The 23,663-nt window shown below is 68.5% G+C and carries 19 protein-coding genes; 8 read left to right on the forward strand and 11 right to left on the reverse strand.

All coding sequences use genetic code 11. The features are described from left to right. Window positions 1–4: 4 nt before the first annotated feature. Both Ari01nite_RS29900 and Ari01nite_RS29905 read right to left on the reverse strand, forming a co-directional pair. The gene (locus Ari01nite_RS29900) at window positions 5–1,318 is read right to left on the reverse strand and encodes an ABC transporter substrate-binding protein (protein ID WP_203785549.1); all 1,314 of its coding nucleotides are present in this window, start codon (window positions 1,316–1,318) and stop codon (window positions 5–7) included. Beyond that, a complete protein-coding gene (locus Ari01nite_RS29905) occupies window positions 1,315–4,119 on the reverse strand; it encodes an alpha-L-rhamnosidase (protein ID WP_203785550.1) in 2,805 nt (934 codons plus the stop codon). Before Ari01nite_RS29905 ends, Ari01nite_RS29900 begins: the two co-directional genes overlap by 4 nt. A 201-nt stretch (window positions 4,120–4,320) precedes the next feature. On the opposite strand from Ari01nite_RS29905, the gene Ari01nite_RS29910 reads away from it, so the two are divergent. Next, entirely contained in the window at window positions 4,321–5,211 is an 891-nt protein-coding gene (locus tag Ari01nite_RS29910) for an AraC family transcriptional regulator (RefSeq protein ID WP_203785551.1), read from the forward strand. Between the two features lie 186 nt (window positions 5,212–5,397). Beyond that, window positions 5,398–6,276, forward strand: a complete 879-nt coding sequence (locus Ari01nite_RS29915) for an NAD(P)-dependent oxidoreductase (protein WP_203785552.1) — start codon at window positions 5,398–5,400, stop codon at window positions 6,274–6,276. A 16-nt stretch (window positions 6,277–6,292) separates the two neighbouring features. Here the strand turns inward: Ari01nite_RS29915 and Ari01nite_RS29920 are convergent, their stop codons facing one another. Continuing rightward, entirely contained in the window at window positions 6,293–7,669 is a 1,377-nt protein-coding gene (locus tag Ari01nite_RS29920; RefSeq protein ID WP_203785553.1) for an ROK family transcriptional regulator, read from the reverse strand. 43 nt (window positions 7,670–7,712) lie between these two features. On the opposite strand from Ari01nite_RS29920, the gene Ari01nite_RS29925 reads away from it, so the two are divergent. The 4 genes from Ari01nite_RS29925 (at window position 7,713) to Ari01nite_RS29940 (ending at window position 12,912) form a co-directional block, all read left to right on the forward strand. Continuing rightward, window positions 7,713–9,173: a cellulase family glycosylhydrolase gene (locus tag Ari01nite_RS29925; protein WP_307837795.1), complete on the forward strand. Its 1,461-nt coding sequence runs from the start codon at window positions 7,713–7,715 to the stop codon at window positions 9,171–9,173. A gap of 21 nt (window positions 9,174–9,194) precedes the next feature. Further along, window positions 9,195–10,784 carry a cellulase family glycosylhydrolase gene (locus Ari01nite_RS29930; protein ID WP_239163143.1) on the forward strand — a complete coding sequence of 530 codons (1,590 nt, stop codon included), beginning with the start codon at window positions 9,195–9,197 and terminating at the stop codon, window positions 10,782–10,784. A 684-nt stretch (window positions 10,785–11,468) separates the two neighbouring features. After that, window positions 11,469–12,107, forward strand: coding sequence for a DinB family protein (locus Ari01nite_RS29935; protein ID WP_239163144.1), 639 nt, complete (start codon window positions 11,469–11,471; stop codon window positions 12,105–12,107). A gap of 205 nt (window positions 12,108–12,312) precedes the next feature. Then, the gene (locus Ari01nite_RS29940) at window positions 12,313–12,912 is read left to right on the forward strand and encodes a DUF4760 domain-containing protein (RefSeq protein WP_203785556.1); all 600 of its coding nucleotides are present in this window, start codon (window positions 12,313–12,315) and stop codon (window positions 12,910–12,912) included. 128 nt (window positions 12,913–13,040) lie between these two features. On the opposite strand, the gene Ari01nite_RS29945 is transcribed toward Ari01nite_RS29940, so the two are convergent. The 3 genes from Ari01nite_RS29945 to ppk2 all read right to left on the reverse strand — a co-directional run bounded on the left by Ari01nite_RS29945 (window position 13,041) and on the right by ppk2 (window position 15,031). Next, window positions 13,041–13,610, reverse strand: coding sequence for a GNAT family N-acetyltransferase (locus Ari01nite_RS29945; RefSeq protein WP_203785557.1), 570 nt, complete (start codon window positions 13,608–13,610; stop codon window positions 13,041–13,043). 213 nt (window positions 13,611–13,823) lie between these two features. Continuing rightward, the gene (locus Ari01nite_RS29950; RefSeq protein ID WP_203785617.1) at window positions 13,824–14,066 is read right to left on the reverse strand and encodes a RidA family protein; all 243 of its coding nucleotides are present in this window, start codon (window positions 14,064–14,066) and stop codon (window positions 13,824–13,826) included. Window positions 14,067–14,134: 68 nt separating this feature from the next. Continuing rightward, window positions 14,135–15,031 (reverse strand): polyphosphate kinase 2, encoded by an 897-nt coding sequence (gene ppk2, locus Ari01nite_RS29955; RefSeq protein WP_203785558.1) that lies wholly within the window; start codon window positions 15,029–15,031, stop codon window positions 14,135–14,137. A 167-nt stretch (window positions 15,032–15,198) separates the two neighbouring features. Between ppk2 and Ari01nite_RS29960 the strand changes: the two genes are divergently transcribed. Then, window positions 15,199–15,762 (forward strand): three-helix bundle dimerization domain-containing protein, encoded by a 564-nt coding sequence (locus Ari01nite_RS29960; RefSeq protein WP_203785559.1) that lies wholly within the window; start codon window positions 15,199–15,201, stop codon window positions 15,760–15,762. Between the two features lie 78 nt (window positions 15,763–15,840). Here the strand turns inward: Ari01nite_RS29960 and Ari01nite_RS29965 are convergent, their stop codons facing one another. The 4 genes from Ari01nite_RS29965 to Ari01nite_RS29980 all read right to left on the reverse strand — a co-directional run bounded on the left by Ari01nite_RS29965 (window position 15,841) and on the right by Ari01nite_RS29980 (window position 21,671). Further along, window positions 15,841–17,022 (reverse strand): chymotrypsin family serine protease, encoded by a 1,182-nt coding sequence (locus Ari01nite_RS29965; protein ID WP_203785560.1) that lies wholly within the window; start codon window positions 17,020–17,022, stop codon window positions 15,841–15,843. Window positions 17,023–17,101: 79 nt separating this feature from the next. Further along, window positions 17,102–17,923 (reverse strand): class I SAM-dependent methyltransferase, encoded by an 822-nt coding sequence (locus Ari01nite_RS29970; protein ID WP_203785561.1) that lies wholly within the window; start codon window positions 17,921–17,923, stop codon window positions 17,102–17,104. Between the two features lie 118 nt (window positions 17,924–18,041). Next, window positions 18,042–20,996, reverse strand: a complete 2,955-nt coding sequence (locus Ari01nite_RS29975; protein ID WP_203785562.1) for a winged helix-turn-helix domain-containing protein — start codon at window positions 20,994–20,996, stop codon at window positions 18,042–18,044. A gap of 186 nt (window positions 20,997–21,182) precedes the next feature. After that, on the reverse strand, window positions 21,183–21,671 hold the full coding sequence (locus Ari01nite_RS29980) for a hypothetical protein (RefSeq protein WP_203785563.1): 489 nt from the start codon (window positions 21,669–21,671) through the stop codon (window positions 21,183–21,185). A gap of 32 nt (window positions 21,672–21,703) precedes the next feature. Between Ari01nite_RS29980 and Ari01nite_RS29985 the strand changes: the two genes are divergently transcribed. Beyond that, window positions 21,704–22,186 carry a hypothetical protein gene (locus Ari01nite_RS29985; RefSeq protein ID WP_203785564.1) on the forward strand — a complete coding sequence of 161 codons (483 nt, stop codon included), beginning with the start codon at window positions 21,704–21,706 and terminating at the stop codon, window positions 22,184–22,186. A 21-nt stretch (window positions 22,187–22,207) separates the two neighbouring features. On the opposite strand, the gene Ari01nite_RS29990 is transcribed toward Ari01nite_RS29985, so the two are convergent. After that, a complete protein-coding gene (locus Ari01nite_RS29990; protein WP_203785565.1) occupies window positions 22,208–23,656 on the reverse strand; it encodes a NucA/NucB deoxyribonuclease domain-containing protein in 1,449 nt (482 codons plus the stop codon). Window positions 23,657–23,663 lie beyond the last annotated feature (7 nt).

Below are 23,663 nucleotides of genomic sequence, written 5' to 3' on the forward strand. Positions count from 1 at the left end.
TGACCTACCAGCCCTCGAGCCCGAGTTGCTGGGCCTGCTTCTTCACGTCCTCGTCGTACAGCTTGGCGCCGGCGTCCGCCTTACGGATGCCGGAACCGACCTCGACGCAGATCTGCTCGAGCGCCGGGCCCTTGACCGGGGAGAGGAACTCCAGGGCCAGGCTGGAGGCGCCCGAGTCGATGTAGGTCTGCATGTCCTTGACCGCCTGCGGCACCGACGGCGGCAGCGTGCAGCCCTTGACCGCGTACGGGCCGGTCGGCGGGGACGCGGCGGCCTGCGAGGCGCATCCCTCGGGACTGGCGACGAAGGCCAGGAACTTCTTGGCCGCGTCCAGCTTGGCGCCGGTCGTGGTGGACGGGATGTAGACGCCGCCGGAGCTCCACACCGTCAGGCCGTTCTTGGCCGCGTCGGTGCCGGGGATGGCGTACAGCCCGATCTTGTTCTCGGATCCGGGGTTGTCCACGATCAGCTGGCTGAGCAGCGCGGACAGGATCGGGTACTGCGCGCCCTTGCCCTCGGCCAGGTAGCGCAGGCCGTCGGTGAGCTTGGCCGAGGCGAAGTCCTTGTTGGCGTAGCCCGCGTCGTGGACTTCCTGGAGGTGCTGGAAACCGGCCAGGGCAGCGGGGGTGGTCGCGTACTTGGCCTGGTTTTTGGTGTATTTGTCGGCGAACTGCGCGTCGGCGGCCAGCACGTTGTGGAAATCGCCGAGGACGAACAGCTGCGACGTCCAGGTCTCGCCATACGTCTGGATCACCGGGTCGGTGCCGCCCGCCTTGATCTTGGCATTGTTCGCCATGAACTCGGCCCAGGTCTTCGGCACCTGCAGCCCGAGCTTGCTGAAGACGTCGCGGTTGTAGAGGATCGCGCCGGCCATGAAGTTGCCCATCGGCGCCGCGTAGACCTTGCCGTTCGCGGTGACCGTGGTGGCGAAGTTCTTGTCGAGCTGGCCGACCCACGCCTCCTCGCCGACCGCGACCAGGTTCTTCTCCGGCGCCAGGGCCTGGAACAGGGATCCGGTGTTGTACGCGAACAGGTCGGTCATGTCGCCGGTCGACAGCCGGGTCTTGACGATGTTGTCGCCGTCGGTGCCCTGCGGCCGGGTCTCCACGTTCACCGTGATGTTCGGGTTCTTCGCGGTGAAGTCCTTGACCATCTGGTTCGCCGTCTTCACCGTCTCCTGCTGGTTGTCCACCAGGAAGGACAGCGCCACCTTGCCGTCGCCCTCGTCGTCGCTGCTGCCCAGGCTGCCGGCGCTGCAGCCGGCCAGGGCCAGGCAACCCGTGGCCAGTAGGGCGGTCGCTATCTGCCGTGTTCTCATCGGTGACCTCCAGGGGAGAGAGGGGGATTGTTGATCAGCTCCTGCATCTGCTCGGCCGAACCCGGCACCCAGCCACCGGTGATCGACTCGACGAGTTCGGCGGCCGGCCGGTCCAGGAACGGCCGCAGCCGTCCGGCGAGCGTGGCCTCGTCCGCCTCGACGCCGGACTCCCGGGCCGCGTACACGACCCGGTCCCAGCTGGGTTCGTGGTCCATCAGCTGCCGGATCGTGGGCTCCGCGGGCATCAAGACCGGTTGGCCGTACGGGTCCGGCAGCGCCCATTCGTGCCGTCCGTGCCGGACCTCGATGTCCCGGTCGGTGCCGGGCAGCCGCACGGTCGCGGTGGCGCCGACCGGGATGACCGCCTCGACCCGCAGTTCGCCGCCGGCTCGCTGCCAGGAGACCGAGGTTTCGCCGTACGGGGTCAGATGCCGCGCCGCCGCCCGGGTGAGCCGGTGGTCCGGCAGCGGTCGCACCTCGACCAGCTGATATCCGGGCGAACCCGGGGCCAGCCCGGCGACCCGGCGGTGCATCCAGTCGGCCACCGCGCCGAACGCGTAGTGGTTGAACGAGGTCATCTCGCCCGGGTTGATCCGGCCGTCCGGCAGCATGCTGTCCCAGCGCTCCCAGACCGTGGTGGCACCCATCGTCACCGCGTACAGCCAGGACGGGCAGCCGGTCTGCAGCAGCAGCCGGTAGGCCAGGCCGGGCTCGCCCGCGTCGGTCAGCGCGTCGGTCATCAGCGGCGTGCCGACGAAGCCGGTGCTGATCCGGAACCCCGCTCCGCGCACCAGGTCGGCCAGCCGGGCGCCGGCGAGGCGGCGCTGCTCCGGGCCGGGCAGCAGGGCCCACTGCAGGGCCAGGGCGTACGCGGTGGGTGCGTCGCTGAGCACCCGGCCGCCCGGGGTCACGTACTCGCGGGCGAACGCGTCCCGGACCCGGGCGGCCAGGTCGCCGTAATGCCGGGCCTGGTCGGGATCGCCCGCCACCTCGGCGGCCAGCGCGACGATCTCGGCGGAGCGGGCCAGGTGGGCGGTGGCGAGCACGTCCGGGTCGGTCCGGGCGCCGAACGGGTTGTCCGGCGGCGCGGCCGGGTCGAGCCAGTCGCCGAACTGGAACCCGCCCGACCAGAGCAGCCCGTCGCCGGCCAGCGCGGCCATCCGGTCCACCCAGCCGCGCATGCTGGGCAGCTGGCGTTCCAGCAGGTCGCGGTCGCCGGTGCGCTGGTAGAGCACCCAGGGCACGATGGTGGCCGCGTCGCCCCAGGCCGCGGTGGCCGGTCCGGGCCGGCGGATCACGTCCGGGATCACGAACGGGACCGAGCCGTCCTTCTGCTGCTCGGCGGCCAGGTCGGCGAGCCAGTTGCCGAGGAAGCCGGCGCTGTCGAACAGGAAGCTCGCGGTGGGGGAGAAGACCTGGATGTCGCCGGTCCAGCCGAGCCGCTCGTCGCGCTGCGGGCAGTCGGTGGGCACGTCCACGAAGTTGCCGCGCATGCCCCACACGACGTTCTCGTGGAAGCGGTTGAGCAGCTCGTGCGACGAGTCGAACCAGCCGGTCCGGCGCAGGCCGGAGCCGACCACGACGGCCTCGATGTCGGCCGCGTCCAGCGCGGCCAGGCCACTGACCTCGGCGTACCGGAAACCATGGAAGGTCAGCTCGGGCTCCAGCTCGGTCGCCCCGGCGCCGGCCAGGATCCAGGTGTCGGTCGCTTTGGCGGTACGCAACGGGCGCACACCGAGTTCGCCGTCCTCGAGGACTTCGGCGTGCCGGACGGTCACCTGCTGGCCGGCGTGGCCGCCGCGCACCCGCAGCCGGACCCAGCCCACCAGGTTCTGCCCGAAATCGACCAGCGTGCGCCCGGACGGCGAGGTGGTCACCGACAGTGCGGGAAGCACCTCGGTGATCCGGACCGGCGGCCCGTCCGGGGCGACCAGCAGCGCGAGATCGGCGTCGACGACGTCCACAATGTCATCCTCGCCGCTTTCGTGCCGAAAGTCCGTCTGTTGGCCGTCGTAGAGGTCGTCGGCCACGATCGTGCTCTCCCGGGCGGTCCACGAGCCGTCGGTGTTGAGCACGTGCACGCCGCCGCCGGCCGTGGTGACCTCGAGCTGGGCCAGCGCGGCGAGCCGGTCGCCGTAGACGGCCCGCTGCTTCCGGAAGCCGAGCCGGCCGCGGTACCAGCCGTTGCCGAGCAGGATCTCGACCCGGTTGGGGCCGGGCCGCAGCAGCGCGGTCACGTCGTGCGTGCGGTAGCGCAGCCGGTGCCGGTAGGCGGTCCAGCCGGGGGCGAGTTGCTCGTCGCCGACCCGCTCGCCGTTGATCCGGGTGACGTGCAGGCCGTGCGCGGTGACGTACAGGCGGGCCTTGACGACCTCGCCGGGCAGGTCGACGGTGCCGGTCAGGATCGGCGCGGGGCGATCGAGGCCGCCGATCGTGCGCGGGCTGACGAAGCGGGCGGTCCAGTCGGCCGGCCCGAGCAGCCCGGCCTCGACCACGGCGGGTTCGCTCCACGGGCTCCAGGTGCCCGGGTCGCCGGCTCGTACCCGTACGGCCGCAGTCTCTCTGGCCGTGAGCGGCGCACCCGGCCAGGCCACCAGGACCTGCTCGCCGGAGGCGGCAGTGTGCACCTCCGCGATGCCGTCCCGGGTGATCTCGATTTCGTAGCGCGTCTGGCTGTAGTCCTCGGGCGCGGCCGGCACCTGCCACGAGATGCGCGGGGTCGCCGTGCCGATGCCCAGCACGGGCTGGTCGGCCGGATGGTGTTCGAAACGGAGGGCGGTCGGTGCGGCAAGCTCAGGCATGGCACTCCTGTGTGGTGACACTTCGCGTTTCACGGTGCTGAAACGATTCAACAACCGCTCCCAGGCGGGCTGATCACTTGTTTCGGCTTGATGGCGGGGACGTTTCGCCTGACCCGATCCTCTGTTCACCCGCAGGCCAGGACATAGCCCGCAGTGCACCGGAGGTAGCACGAAATTCACCTGGGGCCGTACGGTGTGGCGATGCCGGCCGACGACTACCCGGTCGCGTCGACGCGCACGCTGCTGCACATCGTCGACGGGTCGCTGGCGTTCGCGGGGCACTACCTGCACGAGGACGTGCACCCGATCCACACACACAGCTTCGTCGAGATCGCCCTGGTGATGGGCGGCGCCGGCGCCCAGCGCAGCCTGGCCGGCCGGCAGCAGCTGCGGGTCGGTGACGTGCTGCTGCTGCGGCCCGGTGTCTGGCACGGCTACGAGGACTGCCGCGCGCTCGACCTCTACAACTGCGTCTTCTCGCCGGAACTGCTGCGCCGCGAGCTGGCCTGGACCCGCGCCGACCCGTGGCTGGGTCACCTGCTGTGGACCGGCCCGTACGCCGCCCAGCGCCGCGGCATCCTCACCGGCCACGTGTCCGGCGACGCGTTAGCCGAGTGCGTCGAGCACCTGGACCGGCTGCACGACCTGCGGGCGCAGTCGGCCGAGACCCACCGCGGCGACCTGGTCGGCCGGCTGCTGCTGTTCCTGAGCTGCCTGGCCCGGGAGATCGCCGAACCCGGCGAGCGCTCCGACGCGACCCATCCGGCGGTGCTCGACGGCATGCGGATGATGGAGGAGAAGCCGGCCTACCACTGGACGCTCACCGAACTGGCCACCGAGTTGCACGTGGCGCCCGGCTATCTGGTGCGCCTGTTCAAGTCGGCCACCGGCCTGCCGCCGATGGCCTACCTGTCCCGACATCGCGTCGAACTGGCCGCGGCCCGTCTGCTGCACACCGACCAGCCGATCAACCGGATCGGGGAGTCCGTCGGCTGGCCCGACCAGAACTATTTCGCCCGCCGTTTCAAGTCCCACTACGGACTGTCCGCATCGACCTATCGCGAGCGGTTCACCAAACCGTTGCGCCGCTGAAACGTTGACGACCCCGACCCGCTCGCCTTACGTTGTGGTCCCGGCCACATTTTGGCCCCGGAGTGCGCCGTCCGGCACTTTCGTGGCGGCCGGGCGTAATTCGCATTCCCGCAGGTGAATAGCTGCCGGCGGCGGTGGCCTGCTTCCGCCACCGCCGCCGGGCCAGCCCGTGCGAGCATGTCGGTCATGACGACGGTGGGAATCGTGAGCCCCGGCCACATGGGCGCCGGCCTGGGATCGGCGCTGCGCGCGGGCGGGGCCCGGGTGGTGGCCACGGTCGACGGCCGGTCACCGCGCACCGCGCGCCTGGCCGAGGGTCTCGAACTGCTGCCCGATCTCACCGAGGTGGTGCGTGCGGCCGACGTCGTCCTGTCGGTGACCCCACCCGGCCAGGCGCAGCCCGCCGCGTCGGCGATCGCGGCGGCGGCCCGGGCGGCCGGCACCACTCCGGTGGTGGCCGACCTGAACGCGATCGCGCCGGAGACCATGGCCGAGGTGGCGCGGATCCTCGGCGGACTGCCGGTGGTGGACGGTTCCATCTCCGGCCCGCCGCCGCGTGGTCCGCGCCTGTCCGGTCCGCGCCTGTCCGGTCCGCGCCTGTCCGGTCCGCGCCTGTATCTGTCCGGCCCTTCCGCCGAGGTGGTCGCCGCGCTGCCGTGGGCCGGCCAGGTGGAGCCGATCGTGCTGGGCCCGTCCGTGGGCACGGCCAGCGCGCTGAAGATGTGCACGGCCGGCGTCTACAAGGGCCTGAACGCGCTGCTGACCCAGGCCATGCGAACCGCCGCCCGGCACGGCGTCCTGGACCAGGTGCTGGCCGACCTGGCCCGCAACGACCTGGACGGCTCAGCCGGCGTGGCCCGCGCGGCGACCAAGGCCCACCGCTTCGTCGACGAGATGAAGGAGATATCGGCCACCCAGGCCGGCGCGGGCCTGACCCCCACCCTGTTCGCCGCGCTCGCCGAGGTCTACGCCGAGATAGCCCGCACCGACCTGGCCACGGGCGACCCGGAGACCACCGGCAGCCTCCCACCTGCCGAGGTGGTCGCCCGGCTGTCCCGCCCGTGACCCTTCCGCGGGGCGGTCATGGGGTTTGCCCCGTCAGGTTGGCGCTGAGTTTGAGTTCGTTCTGCAGCACCAGGACTGCGCCGCCGTTCGCGGCTGCGTCGGAGCCGTTGATGGAGGGCACGACTCGCACCGGATGTGCCCGGCGGGCGAAGGTGCGTCGGTCTATCTCGTGCTGGATCACCGCCTGGTAGATCGAGCCTGCGACGGTGAAGCTCGGCCCAGCGAGCACGATCGTGTCCACGTCGAACAGGGTGGACATGGTGACGGCGGCATGACCGAGGTAGCGGGCTGACTGCTCGATCAGGCTCCGGGCGGCGGGTTCACCGGCGTTCGCGGCGGCCGCTATCCGGGCGAACTCGGTGAGGAAGTCACCACCCGTGGGGTCGAGTGCCAGCCGCTGGACCAGTCCGGGTATGGCGATTGCCCGTCTGACCACGGCGGAAGGTCCGGCGTAGTTTTCCAGACAGCCGACGTTGCCGCAGGTGCACTCGTCGCCGTTGACATCGATGGAGATGTGGCCGATTTCGACGCTGTTCGAGGAAGTGCCGCGGTATACCTCTCCGGCCACCACGACGCTGCCGCCGATCCCGGTGGCCATGTAGATGCAGCCGTATGTGCTGGTCGGGTCGACGGCGCCCAGCCAGTATTCGCCGATCGCGGCGGCGGCAGCGTCGTTGTCGAGCAGGACCGGCAGGCCGAGGATCTCCGCGAGCCGTCCCGCGATCGGGTAGTTGAGCCATGCCTCGGTCGGTTGCGGCGTCAACAGCGTCCCGGTGCGTCGATCCTGCGGGCCATAGCCGACCAGGCCGACGCCGAGGACCTTCGCGCGATCCACCGCCGTGGCGGCCAGCAAGGCTTCCACCTGGGCGGCCACCTGGGGTAGCGCCTGGTCCGGCGGCAATACTGCGGGTCCGTGGAACGACGTTCGGGCTACCTGCCGGCCGACCAGGTCGACCACCACGACGACGCAGGTATTGCGTTCCAGCTGAACGCCGACGCTGTAGCGGGCAGCAGGGTTGAGCTGGACGAGCGTGCGTGGCTTGCCGCCCCTCGAGGCGCCGGTGCCGGCCTCGACGACCAGGCCGTCATTCATGAGTTCCCGCACGACCTCGGAGATCGTGGCGCTGGTGAGTCCCGTCGCCGCCGCTAGCTCCACGCGGCTGCTGGCATGTGCGGCTCTGATCACGTCGAGAACCAGGCCACGTGTCTTGGCCCGGCTGGCCCAGATCGGGCTGGTCGCCACGTATCCTCCTCGATCCGGCACTTTGGCAGCCAACCTACTTGGTTCTCCACCCGTATCGGCACCGCGCCGCCAGGCATGTCCATTGACTTTCCTAACTTGCCTAACAAAGATGACGGAATCACTTCCGTCAATATCTGGGCCTGAGGACATGATGAAACGTCATAGAACGCTGTTCGCCGCTGGCGCAGCCGGCGTGCTGGCACTGGGGGGCGTGGCGGGGGCCACTCTGCCCGCAGCGGCGGCTGCCACCGGCTGCGCGGTCACCTACACGGTGCAGAGCCAATGGTCGAACGGTTTCACCGCGAACGTGGCCATCGCCAACCTCGGTTCGGCCGTTACCAGCTGGACGCTGACGTTCGACTTCCCGGACGCGGGCCAGACCGTCACCCAGGGGTGGAGCGCGACGTGGACGCAGTCCGGCGCGCGCGTCTCCGCCGCGAGCATGAGCTGGAACGGCTCGATGAACACCGGAGAGTCGACCACGATCGGGTTTGCCGGCGCGGTGAACGGCAGGAACCCGGTGCCTTCATCGTTCGCGCTCAACGGCACCGCGTGCACCGGCTCGGTGACCACGCCGACCACGAGCCCGACCACGGCCAGTCCGTCACCCACCGTCACCGTCCCGCCGGGCCCGGCCCCTGAGCTCCGGGTGTCCGGAAACAAAATCGTCACGGCGGCCGGGAAGCCCTACCGCCTGCTGGGCGTCTCGCGCTCCGGCAGCGAGTTCGCCTGCGTGCAGGGAAAGGGCCTGTGGGACTCCGGCCCGGTTGATCAGGCCTCCGTCGACGCGATGAAGACCTGGAACATCCACGCGGTCCGGATCCCCTTGAACGAGGAGTGCTGGCTCGGTGTCAACGGCACCCCCAGCGGCGCGGCCTACCAGGAGGGCATCAAGGATTACGTGGACTTGCTGGTCGCCAACGGCATCAATGTGATCCTGGACCTGCACTGGACCTGGGGCGCCTACGCCACCGGGCCGGACTGGCACTGCACGGACGAGCACGCGACCTGCCAGAAGCCAGTGCCGGACGCGCGGTACGCCCCGCAGTTCTGGACCGGTGTCGCCAACGTCTTCAAGGGCAACGACGCGGTGGTGTTCGACCTGTTCAACGAGCCGTACCCGGAGATCGCCAGCGACTGGAACAAGACCGTGGGCTGGCAGTGCCTGCGTGACGGGGGCACCTGCCCTGGCATCTCCTACGAGGTGGCCGGCATGCAGGACCTGGTCGACGCCGTCCGGGCGACCGGCGCGACCAACGTCCTGATGGTCGGTGGACTGGAATGGGCCAACGACATGCGTGAGTGGCTGGCCTATCAGCCGGCCGATCCGCTGAGCAACCTGGCCGCCTCGTGGCACGCGTACAGCTTCAACGCCTGCGCGAGCGAGTCGTGCTGGGACACCCAGATCGCTCCGCTCGCGCAGCAGCTGCCGATCGTTCTCGGCGAATTCGGCCAGGACAACTGCGGCTTCGACTACATGCAACGGTTGGCGGACTGGGCCGACGCGCACTCCATCAGCTATCTGGCCTGGACGTGGAGTCCGTGGGGCTGCAGCACCGGCGCCGTGTTGATCAAGGACTACAGCGGCACGCCCGAACCCGGCATCGGTGAGGGCTACAAGGCCCACCTGCTCACCCAGGACCCGTACGCCTGACGTCCGCCAGCACGTGATCATTTGACGCTGAAACTGGAAGGTAGAGATACGTTGGGTTCCACAGCACGGAAGATCGGGACCGCATTCCTTCTCGGCATGTTGGCGGTGTCCGGATCGATATACGGCGGGACGAGTTCGGCGTCGGCCGACGTGACGGCCCCACTGAATGCTTCTCAGCTTGTTGCGGACATGGGCGTCGGTTGGAATCTCGGCAACTCGCTGGAAGCCAACGCCGATGGAATCCCCAATGAAACCGCATGGGGCAATCCGATCGTCACCCAAGCTTTCATCGACAAGGTCAAGGCCGCTGGTTTCAAGACGATCCGCATACCGGTCGCCTACCTGGGGAACATCGGGCCGGGCCCGGATTACACGATCAGCTCCGCCTGGCTCAACAGGATCGAAGAGGTCGTCAGATACGCGTACAGCCGAGACATGTACGTACTGATCAACATGCATGCAGACGGATACAAAGCCGTCCCAGGTTCCTGGCTGATATGCGATGCCCCCGACCAGGCGACCATCAGGGACAAATATCAGAAGGTCTGGCGGCAGATAGCGACGAAGTTCCAAAGCTACGACGACCATCTGATCCTCGAATCGATGAACGAAAACTTTGACGGGCAGTTCGGCACTCCGACCCAGCCGTGCTACTCGAACATCAACACCTACAACCAGATCTTCGTCGACACCGTCCGGCAGACCGGCGGGAACAACAGTTCAAGGTGGCTGCTCACCCCGGGCTGGAACACGAACATCGATCACACCACAGGCAACTACGGCTACGTGCTCCCCACCGACCAATATCGGTCGCCCACCATCCCCAGCAACGAACAGCGGATCATGATATCCGTTCACTACTACGACCCATGGGACTTCTCCGGAACCGAGGACGGCACCATCACACAATGGGGGCCGAACGCGACCGACCCGGCAAAGACGTCGACCTGGGGGCAGGAAGATTTCCTGGACGGGCAGCTGAAGAAGATGTACGACACTTTCGTCGTGCGAGGTTACCCGGTGTTCGTCGGTGAATACGGATCGATCGACAAGACATCGTTCGACTCATCAAACAACAAGTACCGCGCGGACTTCGCACGAGCGGTGGTAGCCACCGCCAAGAAGTACGGCGCCGCTACCGCTTACTGGGATAACGGCTGGAACGGACAGTACGGCCACGGCCTGTTCAACCGAACCGCCGTCAGCGTGACCCAACAGGGCATCATCGACGCCATCATGAGCGCCAACCCGCCGTCCACCTCACCACCGACCACCGTGCCGCCGTCCACCTCACCACCGACCAGCCCGCCTGCGGGTACCCCCGGCTGCACCGCCACCATCTCCAGCAACGCCTGGACCGGAGGCTTCGTGACCACCGTCAAGGTGGCCGCCGGCACCGCGGCCATGAACAGCTGGACGACGTCCATCACCCTGCCCACCGGCACCGCCATCGCCAACTCCTGGAACGCCCAGGCCACCGGCACAAGCGGCACCGTCCACTTCGCCAACGCCTCATACAACGGCAGGATCCCCGCCGGAGGCACCACCGAATTCGGCTTCCAAGGCACCGGCACACCGCCCACCGGCGCGCCGGCCTGCACCGCCGGCTGACGCTCGGGACGCGTCCGGCCGCGGCGTGGGTCGAGGTGGCCCCGGCTGCGAATCTAGCGGCATTATGCGTGATCGTGCCGGGTGGCCAGTAGTGACCGCAGAGGCGGATCGAATGGGACGTGCGAGGGACGTCCTATGTCGACGGCGGTCGGTACTCTCGGCTCGAACAGGCACGTTCACCTCATGTGGGGAGATCATTGTGCGTCTTCGAACTGTGGTCCTGACCATCACGGCATTCGTGCTCGCCACCATCGCGGCCGTCCTCGCCGGCCCGGGCGCGGCCATGGCCGGTTACACCTGGTCCAACTGAGGCACGAGTAACCCACCGCCCACGTGGTGTTCGGGGCGGTGGGTTGCCCTCTGCTCAGGGCCCGGCATGGATCACGTGATCTTCGACGAAGGCGTACTCACCATCCTGGCCGATCTGGCCTGGACCCGGCTTGACCCGGCCATCGCGGAGTCCTCAAACATTGTCCGAGCGCCAAACGCGTTCGAACTCGGCGCCGGTGGGCCAGCCTTCATCGTCGGCCTCGAAATACCAGACGAACCGCCCCAAGCGTCGAACTCATCGCCTCGAGTCTCATCCCAGCGCCGACGATGGAACCGGGTTGGCACGACGGAGGGTACCGCCGTGCAGCATCCATCTGCCGCGATCGGATTGCAGGCCGTCCCTACTGTCACCCCGTGGATGTGGACTGGAACGCCGAACTCGTCGATCAGCTCGAGTGGCATTGGCAGCATCAGCTCCGCCCTCGGCTGGACGGGTTGACTGATGACGAGTACTACTGGCAGCCCGTGGCGGGCTGCTGGACGCTCAGCCGGCGCGGTCAGAGTTCCGCGCCGATGTCGATCGGCGTCGGTGACTTCACCTTGGATTATGCGGAGCAGCCCCATGGTCGTGAGCCGGTCACCACGATCGCATGGCGGCTGGCGCACATGATCGCCGTTTTCGGGCCGCCGAGCGTGCCGCACTTCGAAGGAACCCGGCTCGAACATCCGAGAGTCGCCTACTCGGGCACCGCTGACGGGGCACTGCGCCAGTTGGATGACGGATATGAAGCATGGATCCGCGATGTCCGCGGTCTCGGTTCAGCAGGACTGGCTGTGCGGCAAGGCGCTCTCTCGCCGCCGGAGTACGCGGACGCCCCGTTGGCGAAGCTCATCATGCATGTGCACCGCGAGGCCATTCATCACGGCGCTGAGGTATCACTGCTCCGAGACCTCTATCTCTGGAAAACAGACCGAGGTATTTCGCGGGCGCCAGTCCAGCCGTCCACCGCGAACTCGCCGACCGGACTTGCATCCACCCCCGACGCGACATGACTCTGCGTCACGGTCTAGACAACGAAGCCCTTCCGGACGTGCCGAGAACAGTGCACCCGATCATGCCAATGTAAGTACAGCCAATCATGCCGAGAACAGTGCACCGGATCCATCCTTCCCCAACGACACGAAATCAGAGCTGTATGTATCACACCTCATTGACGGCCTTTGTTATCCTGAAGTCTGTCCGACCTGAGAGGTTGATTTGAGCCTTGCTCTGAATGTCGCCGCTATTGTCATTTCTTTGTGCGCCGCCGCCTTTTCTGCTTTCTTCGGCCTGCGTCAATTACGGTCGATGCAGAGAGCCAACAGCACAACAGTGGCCATCGAGTTGCTAACCCGAGAGTGCCGCAGCAACGAATTTTTGGACAGTGAGGAATTTGTTCTCTACAAACTGTCGGGCAGCCCTCCCGACGACGGCGTCAACGGCTTGCCGCCTGAGCAGCGTCGTCACGTCAGCCGCATCGGCCTTTTCTTCAGCAGTCTCGGAGCATTGTCGGTCTTCGGTGGAATCGAGACCAGGATGATCGTCAGCCTGGTGCCAACCCGTGCCCGGCGCGCCTGGCTCGCGCTCGAGCCGTACATTATCGCGGAGCGGAGGTTAAGGTCGCCCACGTATCTTTCGTTCTTCGAGCATCTCGTCTGCCTGATTGCGGACGCCGACCCCGCCAAGCACCACGACGGCCTTGGTCTACGCAAGATGGGGTTACCATCCGTAGCACCGAAAACGGAATTCCTGAAAGCCTCATCGGATCCCGCCGATCCGTCGAGAGATCCCGAAAACGCGCGGAATGCAGCACATTAACCTGGCGCAGATCGCGCGATGCTCGACCGGCATAGCCGGTCCGGATCTGCCGCGTACACGTCACCGAGGACTGCGTCGATCTGTAGCGACGCTGCGAGCCACCGAATTGGTATGCCAATTCTTCCGAATTATCCGAATCGGAGCGGCAACTCGTAACGGCTGACGAGCGTTCGAATGCCGCCGTCGCTACGTTGACCAGGCGCACCCCCGACTTCGACATCACCACGGTGCTGGAAACCGGCACCCTCGTAGTAAGCGCGCAAACCGGCGTTGGTGGCCACACAGTCGAGCCGCAGCGCGATGGCATCGTGGGCACGGGCTTGAGCGGCAGTCCACGCCAGAATGGCGCGTCCGGCGCCGGCCGCCCACCGGTTCACCGCCATGCGGTGGACGTATCCGGCTTTCCCGGCGCGATCGGCCCACAGCTGATCAGCCCAGTCCAGCGTTACCGTGCCCGCCGTCCGACCGTCGATACGCACCAGCCAGGTTTCTCCACGTCCAAGGGATGGCTTCACCCACTCGGGATCGAATGCATCTGGCCATTGGCGGATCCCGGATCTCACTAGCCACGCCGCGGCCTCATCCGCAGCCGAGAACCGGAAGATCATCAGCATGTCGACAAACGGCCAAACCCGCAGCGCCGGACACTCCGAGTCGGGCGTCCGCGCCAGAATCACCGCCGCAGCGGGCAACGGCATGACCGTGTCACCTTCGGAATACTTGAACCGCCACCCGCGCGTGGCGATGAGATCCAGCAGATGCAGGGCGCGTCAGGCCGACGGCATTTCATTTCCGCGACACGCGCGCTGATGCGCGCCCATGGCGGATCGCGCTGGCTGTTGTTCAGGCGAGCTGGCGAGTTGCGACGTATGGGTCGTCGACCAACGCGGAGTTGCCGGGCAATGGTCCCGTCAGCCGGTGAACGCGGTCATCCGGATCGACACGAGAACGCCGGGCAGTTCGACGCCGAGCTTGGCGACGTAGCGTGATGGCGGTGTGCTGGGGAACCAGGTCGCGTACTCCTCGTTCATGCCCGCGAAGTCGGCCGGGTTGGCGAGGAGGACACCGACCTCGACAATGTCCTCCCATGCTGCGCCCGCTGCCCGGAGGACGGCGCGGCAGTTGGCCAGCGCCTGCCGTGTCTGTTCCTGGATCGTCGGTCCGGCGAGCTGACCGCGCCCTACCCGTCACGCTTCTTTGGTGAGGGCGGAGCGCGGTCAAGTTAGTCTTTGATGGAGTCGCGGCCACGCTGAACGAGCGGGGGGTCGGCCGGAAAGACCACTGAGGGGTCTTTGTCCTCGTAGTCGAATTGGTTCAGGAAGAAGCGCATCGCGTTGATGCGAGCCCGCTTCTTGTCGTTGCTCTTGATCGAGGTCCACGGGGCGTGATCGGTGTCCGTGTGCTCGATCATGGTTTCCTTGGCCGTGGTGTAGTCGTCCCATCGGTCAAGGGATTCGATGTCCATGGGTGAGAGTTTCCATCGGCGGACCGGATCGATTTGCCGGATCGCGAACCGGGTGCGCTGTTCGGACTGGGCGACCGAGAACCACAACTTGGTCAGGGAGAAGCCGCTTTCTATCAGCATGTTTTCGAACAGGGGTGCTTGCCGGAGGAAGATCTGGTAGTCGGGGTCGCTCACGAAGCCCATCACCCGCTCCACCCCGGCCCGGTTGTACCAGGACCGGTCGAAAAAAACGATTTCTCCCGCGGTGGGAAGTTGGGCGACGTACCGGTGGAAGTACCACTGGCCCAGTTCGGTCTCCGTCGGCTTCGTGAGGGCGACGACCCGAGCGGCACGGGGGTTGAGGTGTTCCATGAACCGCTTGATGGTGCCGCCTTTGCCGGCGGCGTCGCGACCCTCGAACAGGATCACGTGCTTGGTGCCGGTGTCCTGCACGCAGTTCTGGAATTTCAGCAGCTCGATCTGCAGCTCATATTTCTCCTGTTCGTAGAGGTCGCGATCGAGCCGCTCCTGGTAGGGGTAGTCCTCGCGCCAGGTCTCCACCGGGTTGCCCCCGGGGTCGATCAGGTCGGGGTCGGACAGGTGTTCGTCGTGCCGGACGCTGTAGCCGTCCTGCAACAGCTGTTCGAGGTACTCGCGGAAGCCTCCGGATATCACCCTTCGAGTATCGGCCCCACGTGCCGGCGCCGCTGGGGTCCGCGGCCATCGCCCGGATGCACTCGCGTCAACTTGAGGTGAACATCGGCCGTTGGCCGCGCCGTTGTGCTCCGGACCCTGGAGGTACGGCGCCGCTGCCGCGCCTCGGCACGGGAGCGGCGCCGTCGATGCGCAACTACGCCCGCACGCAGGTCGTTCCGGCGGCGTCTGCGGTCAGCGGGGGTGAAGCCGTGGGTGAGGTCTGCGCTGCCGTTGCGGAGCCGGAGCACAGATGGCCCGGGCCCGGTCTCGGTGAAACCGACAACGCGAAGCGCTTGAATGTAGGTGGGCAGGCGGAGTCGAGAACGTTGTATGCCGGTGAAGCCGCCGTTGATGACAGTGGTGATGAAGAATGTGAACGTTCGGCGAACGACCGAGTGCGCGGGAAGTGGGCGGGGCATCACCAACGCAAGTGGCACTACGACATTGCGAGGTGCGCGATGACCGAACCCGCCGGTGGTGGGCTTGTCGACCCCAAGATCGCCCTGCAACGCCAGGTCGAGACCCTGGCTCAGCGTTTTCCCGACGTGGATCACGATGAGCTGCGCGAACGCGTGCACGCGGCCTACGACAAACTCAAGGACGACGCGACTGTGGACTCGCACCTGGTCGCCATGACCGAGAAGCAAGTCACCGAGGACCTGCGCAGTAGCGGCGAGACCGTCCACGTCCGCAGCGACGACCGCACCTGAGGGGCACGGGCGGCAAGCCCGCGCTACGACCACCGGAGCGGACGATCCCTGCTCGGGATCGGTCCGCTGCGTGCCGGCTCAGGTAGTGCGGACCCTGACTCCTAGGGCCTCGTCGTAGAGGTCGGCTACCTGGAACAGTGATCGGACTTGACCGCGGATGGTTGCGCTTCCGACGTGCGATCCGAAGGCTACGGTGCCGTTGAACCAGGGTGCGCCGCTGTCGCCCGGCTGTGTGACGCCGTTCGTGGTCGCCACCAGCCGGCTGGATGTGCGACCGCCCTCGGTGATCGCTACGTCGAGTGCGAACACCGTGGTGGATTGCTCGGCGTTGGTGGTCCGTCCGTAGACGCGGACCGTCTCGTTCAGCGTGATGTTGCCGATCGGCTCGACGGCTGAGACGTCTCGGATTGTTGTGGGGCTGACGAAGAAGTCGTCGGGTTCCGGCACCGCGGTCGTGCCCCACTCCACGTCGCCCTGGCTGCCGATGTGCTGGACCTGCAGGGCGAGGTTGTGGGTGGTGCCGTCGTGGGTGATCTGGTTGACGCCGCAGTGCCCGGCAGTCGAGACGCCCGTCGTGCCGTTGGGATCAACCACCGACCATCCACTGGTGCACATGGGGGCGCCGGTGAGGAGGTTGCGCATTCCGCCGAACGCGGTGCTCTCCCGCTTGACGGCCGGCTCGTCGGTGACCGTCACCGCTACGCCATCGGGAAGCCTGACGGCGAGCGCGCCGCTGGTCGCGGGCAGGCCGGGCTTGGCGGTGACCGTGGCCCAGATGTCCGCACTCGCGATGTCCACCGCGGTGACGACCAGCGGGTAGCCCATCCGGACCAGCCGCTCGTGCACATCGGATGCGCGTTTGCGCAGTTCCGGCGCCGTGAACGGTTGCCTGTCCACGAGCCGCACACCGGCGGACGTTGCCAACATCCGCGCCTCGTCGGTGGCGGGCCCGGCAATCAGCAGGGTCGCGACGCCGTCCGGCTTCTCGCCGAGCATCCCGCCGACGATCGCTTCTTCGCCGTGCACCGCCGCGACCGCCTGCCGCACGCGGTCGAGTCGATCGGCTGCCTCCTGCTGGGTGCGGGCCTGCGCGATCGTCCAGCCTCTCGCTCCGGCGATCGCGGCCAGATCCGAGGAGACTGCGGCGGCCGCGTCCTCGAACCGCACCACCGAAGCGTGCGCCGGTGCAACCGTACCGAGTGGCGCCAGGACCGCCAGGGCCGAGCACGTCGCGACCAGGAGCCTGCTTCGACCGTTCATCAACTTCCTCCGTCGTGCGGAACGAGGTGGACAGCCGCGATTGTCGCATCGAAGTTGCTCGATGTCTGCCCGCGGGGCGTCAGAAGCGGTAGTGCAGAACGAAGCTCGCCATCCGGGACAACGTGGTGCTGTGCGAGATCAGCCGGTGGAACAGGCGCCAGTTCGCCGGGAAGTCGGCGACCTCGGGCTCGCGGCTGAGCACGATTTCCTTGACCAGCTTCAGTTTGGGGTGCCAGGACTCGGCCGCCCGGGCGTCGTCCATCCCGGGGAACCTGATCATCTTCGCGACCGATTTGGCGCCGAGCGCGTGCGTCGCCACCCAGACGGAGAACCGGGTGTAGGCGTTGAAGACCAGTTCGCCGCTGGGGAAGTGGTCGACGATCCGGTTCCACAGCGTCACCATTTCTTCCTCGTTGAGGAAGCCCATCAGGCCGTCAGCCACGATGATCACCGGCCGGTCGTTCGGGACGGCGTCGAGCCAGCCCGTGTCCCGCACGTCCGCGGCGATGACGTGCCCCTGGGAGGGCAGCGGGATCAGTTGCTTGCGGAAGGCGGTGACTGCGGGCAGGTCGACGTCGTACCACTCGACGCCGGCCGGGTCGCCCAGGCGGTTGAGCCTGGTGTCCAGCCCGGAACCCAGGTCGAGGCCGATCGCGTTCGGGTGACGGGCCAGGAAGTCCGCGGTCACCTGATCCAGCTTCTTGGCCCGCAGCGCCACGCTGAGCTTGAGGTTGGTGTCCATCTTGAGCTTGCTGTAGTCGTAGTTGAGCGTGCGCACTATCTCGTCGGCCGCGGCATCGCCGAGGATGGGGCGCGGTGAGCGGTTGTCGACGGCTCGGGCGGACAGCGTCAGCCACAAGCTTTCCTCGATGGGCGTCAAGGTCGGCAGGGTGATGGACATCGGATCGACCCCTCTGGTCGGCGGGTGGGACTTCGTGTGGTGTCGACAGCTTGGCCTCGCGACCGGGTGGAGAGCGTCAACCAGAGGATGGAGTACGGGGTGGAGCCCGCGCCGCGGATCAGTCCAGGAGCCCGAGCGCGCGGCCACGGGCGACTGCCTGTGTGCGGCTGTGGACGCCGAGCTTGACGTACACGTGAATTAAATGGGTCTTGATTGTGCTTTGCTCCACGAACAGGTCAGCTGCCATGGCGGCGTTGGAGCACCCGGCCGCGAGCAGCCGCAGCACCTCCAGTTCCCGTTCCGTCAAAGCATCCACGAGGCCGGACGACGCCGGAATTTCGCGCGGCGACGTGCGCAGGTCGGCCAGGAGCGCAGCCATCGGCTCGCCCTCGTCCAGGAACGGCCGGGTGACGCCCTCCGGGTCGGCCTGGGCGACCGCCTCGGCCAGCGACCCGAGCGCCCCCGGCCGATCGCCCCGGGCATCGGCGAGCATCGCCCGCAGGATCGCCACCCGGAGCCTGAGCCAGCCCACTCCGTGCTCCTCGGCGAGCCGCGCGGCAGCGTTCAGGTGCATTTTTGCTTGTTGCAGCAGGGCGATGTCGCCGGTGGCGCGGCCGTGCGCGACGAGGATCCGCGCCGGAGTGACGAACGCGGCCTCGACGGCGGCGGCGCCGAACCGGAACAGGTCCGGCGGCGCGGTCGGTCCGACCGGAGCGGCCAGGATCAGCGCGACGGCGGTGGCCGTGTCGCCGCGGGCCAACGCCACCCGCGCTTCGGCCGCCTCCAGCATCCGCACCACCATCACGAACGGCGAGGGCCGGACGAGCGGCCCGACGTCGGCGAGCACCGCGTCCGCCGCCTCGACGTCGCCCCGGGCCAGATGCAGGCGGACCAGCGGCAGGCTCGCAAGCAGGAGCAGGGGCGGCGCGTTCCCGAATTCGCGCAGGGCGGCGATGCCGTCGGTGGCCAGCGGCAGGGCTGCGGTCACGTCGTCCGCGTCGAGCCGAAGCTCGGCCAGCACCGTCCGCAACCGCCCGAGGATCGAGGGCACGACGTGCTCGCCGGCCCAGGCCAGGGCCGCCTGGCCGGTGTCGAGCGCCCCCCGGCGGGCACCCCGCAGGCTCAGGACGGTGACCTGTTGGGTGGCCGCCGTCAGGGTGCCCTGGACCAGGCCGGCCGCCCGGTCCACGGCCGCCGCGTCCGCGAACGCCCGTTCGGCGCGGTCCAGGTCTCCCAGGGCGAGCGCGGCCTGCCCCAGACTGACGCCGGCGATGCCGCGGTAGGCCATGTCGTCCGGCGCGAGGTCGGCCAACGCCCGCTCCGCCCAGTCGATCGCGCGGTGGGGCGCGGTGTCCGGCACGACGGTGGACAGATACGCGCGGGTGGCGGCGACCGCGCCGCGGACGGGCCCGCCGTCGGCGGCGTCCAGCGCGGACTCGGCCGCCTCGAGCCAGGCGGCGGCGGGGTTCAGTTCGACCCGGTGCACCAGAAGCCAGACCCGGGCGAGACAGAGCAACGGCCGAGCGCGTACGAGTGGCTCGCCCAGCTCGTCGAGCCAGCCCGCCAGCGTCCGGTGGATGCTCATCGTCGCGAACATTTTCGGGATCAGCGCCTCGATCCAGGTCGCGGCGTCCGCGGCGGCACCGCCGGCCAGCGCGTGCCCGATCGCCTCCGGCAGCAACCCTTCCCGGCCGCACCAGCCGGCGACCCGCCGATGCAGCGCGGCCACCGCATCCGCACCCTCCTCCCGGGCCAGACGGGCCCGCAGCGCGTCGGCGAACAGGTGGTGGTAGCGGTACCACACCCGTTCGTCGTCCAGCGGCACCAGGAACAGGTTGGCCCGCTCCAGGTCCTCAAGCGTCTCCTGGCTGTCGCCTCCGCCCTCGGCCAGCAGGGCATCGCACAGCGGGGCACACAGCCGGTCGAGCACGCTGGTCGTCAGCAGGAAACGTCGCGTCGCCGGCGGTTGCCGATCCAGCACCTCGGCCAGCAGATAATCGGCGACCAGCCGGTGCCCGCCGGTGAATGCCGCCGCGAACGCGGCCGCGTCGGGCCGGTCGCGCATTGCCAGCCCGGCCAGCTGTAGCCCGGCCGCCCATCCCTCGGTGCGGTCGACCAGCATCGCCACCTGCTCCTCGGGCAGGCGCAGGCCCAGACCCGTGTCCAGGAACGCGGCCGCCTCGTCGACGCTGAAGCCCAGGTCGGTCGCCCGCACCTCGGCGAGCTGACGGCGGGCGCGCAGCCGCGGCAGGGGCAGCGGCGGGTCCTCGCGACTGGCGATCACCAGGTGCAGCGCCGGCGGCAGGTGGTCGAGCAGGAACGCGATCGCCTCGTGCACGGCTGGGTCGCGTACGAGGTGATAGTCGTCCAGCACCAGCACGCCGGGAGCGGGCAGCCTCGCCACGTCGTTCACCAGCTCGGTGACCACGGCCTCGGGTCGCAGCGACGGCGCGTCGAGCCAGGCCAGAGCCTTACGTCCGCAGGTAGGCGCGATCGCCTGACAGGCGGCGACAAGGTAGCGCAGCACCTGGTTGACCGTCTGGTCACGCTCGTCGAGCGCGAGCCAGCCGACGGGACGGTCCACCTGGGCGAGCCAGGCGGCCAGAAGGCTGGTCTTGCCGGCGCCGGCCGGGGCCGAGAGCAGCGAGCACCGCGCCACCGCCAGCCCGGCGTTGAGGTGGGCGATCAAACGGGGACGCAGTACGAGGTCGGCCCTGGGCCGGGGAACGAACAGCTTGGTGGACAGCAGCATGACGCCGCCCCGGTCGGCCAGACCCGCCAGCTTCGCCGCCGCCTCGGCCAGCCGCTCCGGCGTGAGCTCGGCGGCCCGGCCCAGGTAGACCTTGTGCTTGCGGCCGGCGGCCGTGCGGTACGCGACCCAGTAGGCGCCGCCGCGCTGCCGGCGCTCCTTGCGTGCGGTGTACGCCCCGGCCGCCGACCGGAACGAGAACGAGCGGGCGGCGTCGTCGGCCAGCCAGGCGAACCACTCGGGTGAGCCCACGGCCAGGCCGGGCGCCCCGACGGTCGCGGTCCCCTGGAGCAGCCCGCCTACCACTGCGGGGATCCGCGCCATCCCGACCGCCCCGATCTGGCGAGTGAGTACCCAACGTACCCAACGGCCCGCAGCCGGTCGAGGGCATCGATCGAGCCGGCTCGAAGCTGATGATCCGCAGACACTGCGCGTGGCGGCGAGTGTGTTCAGCAGGTTCGATGTTTTGACCCGCGGCAAGCAAGGGCGCGGTCTCGATCGTTGCGATGGTCAGGAGGCGCGGACGGCGCGGTCTCGGCAGCGGTCCAGGACCACCAGTTTCAGTTGGTCACCGAAATTGCGGGCGATCGCGTTGCCGGACAGCCAGCATACGTTCCAGGCGGCCTTGACCGGGTCGGGGTCCAGCGCCCCGGCGATCGCCCGTACCGCGTTCACCTGGGTCAGGAACCGCTCGGCGGCTGGTGTGGACGAGGCGGCCAGGCGGTCGCGCAGCTCGGTGACCAGGGTTTCCAGCTCGGTGACCAGGCCGGGACGCGGAGCGGGAGGTGCGCCGGTCGCGAGTCCGGTGCGCAGGGTCGTCAGTGCCTCGGCCACCGGCGGGTGGTCGCCGGCGCCGGTGTGCACCGCCACCAGCTCGGCGGTCAGCACGGTCACCCGGGCCAGCGCGTCGGGGCCGGGGTGGTCGATGAGGTCGCGCAGTTCCGGGTCGGCCAGGGCGGGGTGGTCCTCCTGGCCCGCTGGCACGACGTGGTGGGACATTTTCTCGCCTTCCGGTCGGCTACCTTGATGCGATGGATCCGGTGCGGGCACTCGACGACAGCATTCTCGTCGAACGCCACCTGTTCGGGCTGATGGACCTCGACGTGGCGGGCACGCCTTCGCCGTGGCCGCGGGGGCCGATGCCGCCGGAGCTCGACGTGTGGGTGCAGGCCAACCGCATCGACCTGCGCAGCACGGGCGAGGATCACGAGGCGGCGGTACGCCTGGAAGCCTGGGACGCGCCGCCCGAGCCGCCCCGCGGTGACGACTGGAACGAGTGGACGGACGACGGCGAAACCGAGGTCGCGTTCACGTCCGCCGAGGTGCAGCTGTGGACCCTCACCAGCGGGCCGTCCGGGTCCGCGTTGGTGCTCGGGCCCCCGGCGTACATCTATGGGTTGAGGGTTTTCAGCCGCGGTCATGACGTGGTGGCCGAGCTGACCCACGACGGCTCGGACATTCCCGACGGCACCGAGCAGTACGTGTTGCAGTTCCGCCCGCTGCGCCCGATCTGAGCGCAGCGGGCGGACCGGGCATTACTCCGTGCCGTCACCGCAGTCGACGATCTCGTCGTCCGGCGGGACCGGCGTTCCGGTCGGCGGTGCGGGCGCGGACCCGGAGGCCCCGAATATCCGCACGTAGAACGGGTCGCTGTCGAGAATCCGGTCGTTGCCGTACCAGACGCCCAGCCGGCGGCCGGCCTCCTGGTTGTCGTAGGCGGGGATCGGTCGTACGGCGAAATGGTTCTTGTACTGCGCGCCGTCGTACTTGTACCGGGCGGCGCCCTCGTAGGTGCACGCGAACGCGTATTCGTCGCAGTCCTGGCCCAGGTCGGAGTATCCCGGCCACTGGCTGCGGCAGAACGCCGTCGCCTCGGCGCGGTTGGCCTTGCGCCGCGACTTGTCGTGGTAGAGCCGGTGCAGCGGGTCGGACGCCGACTCGCCGGCGAGCTGCTTGCCGGCCAGCAGCGGCTGGGTGTCGGCCGGGAAGTTCTGCGCGTTGTAGATGTTCCAGGCCGAGTAGCTGACCTCGCTGTCGGTGACCGAGTAGCTCAGCCACGGCATGGTGCGGTCGAAGATCGACCCTTCCTTGTACGGCAGGTAGGTGGCCGAGTCGAACCGCATCCCGCCCTCGGGCAGGTCGCCGCTGGCGTCGGTGAAGCCGGACAGGTCGACCTCGTAGTGCATCCGGAACACGCCGGTCGCCTTCTGCTCGCCCAGCGCCGGATCCGGTGCCGAGGCCGGCGACACCAGTTGCAGCTTCGCGACCGGGTCGGCGAGCCAGGACACGAACGACGAGTCCCGGCTGCTCGGCGACCCCGGCGCGCAGCCACCGGTCCCGCCGCCGGAACACCGGATCTCGACCTCGAAGTCGGAGCTGGTCCGCAGGAACACGCCGGTCGCGACCAGCCCGTCCAGGATGAAGTCGAAGTCGGCGGTGCGCTCGCCCTGCTTGCCGTACCCGATGGTCATGGCCGTGGCCGCGTAGGCACCGACCGGCCGGCAGCCCGGCGGGAACAGCGTGCACTCGATGGCGATGCCGCTGACCGCGGTCTTCTGGCAGTACGCGAAGTGGTTCTTGATCCAACCCTCGGTCCGGCTCGCGTTGCTGTTGTCCCGGCACTCCGACCGGGTGATGTAGTCATACGGGAACGTGGTCTGCGTGGTGATGTCGCCGGTGTCGGCGAACTTCTCACTCCGCGTGCCGTACTCGGCCGTCGGCTTGGTGCGCTGCGGCAGCGTGTCATCGCCCGGCGCCACGCCGAGCCGGTCCAGGTTGCCGTCCCGCAGCAGGGTCTCGACCATCCGCTTCGGGTTGTCCACCAGCGCCGGGTCGTCGGTCTGATAGGTGATGACCGTCCTGGTGACCTTGTTGTCACCGGGTGCCGGTGCCGCGCTGACCGGCGTGCCGGTGCTGAAGATCAGCCCGCCCCCGGCGGCCACCACGACCAATGCTCGTACGAATCTTTTTCCGTTGGTCCACACAGTTCTC

The sequence above is a fragment of the Paractinoplanes rishiriensis genome, assembly GCF_016862375.1.
Taxonomy (GTDB): Bacteria; Actinomycetota; Actinomycetes; order Mycobacteriales; family Micromonosporaceae; genus Actinoplanes; species Actinoplanes rishiriensis.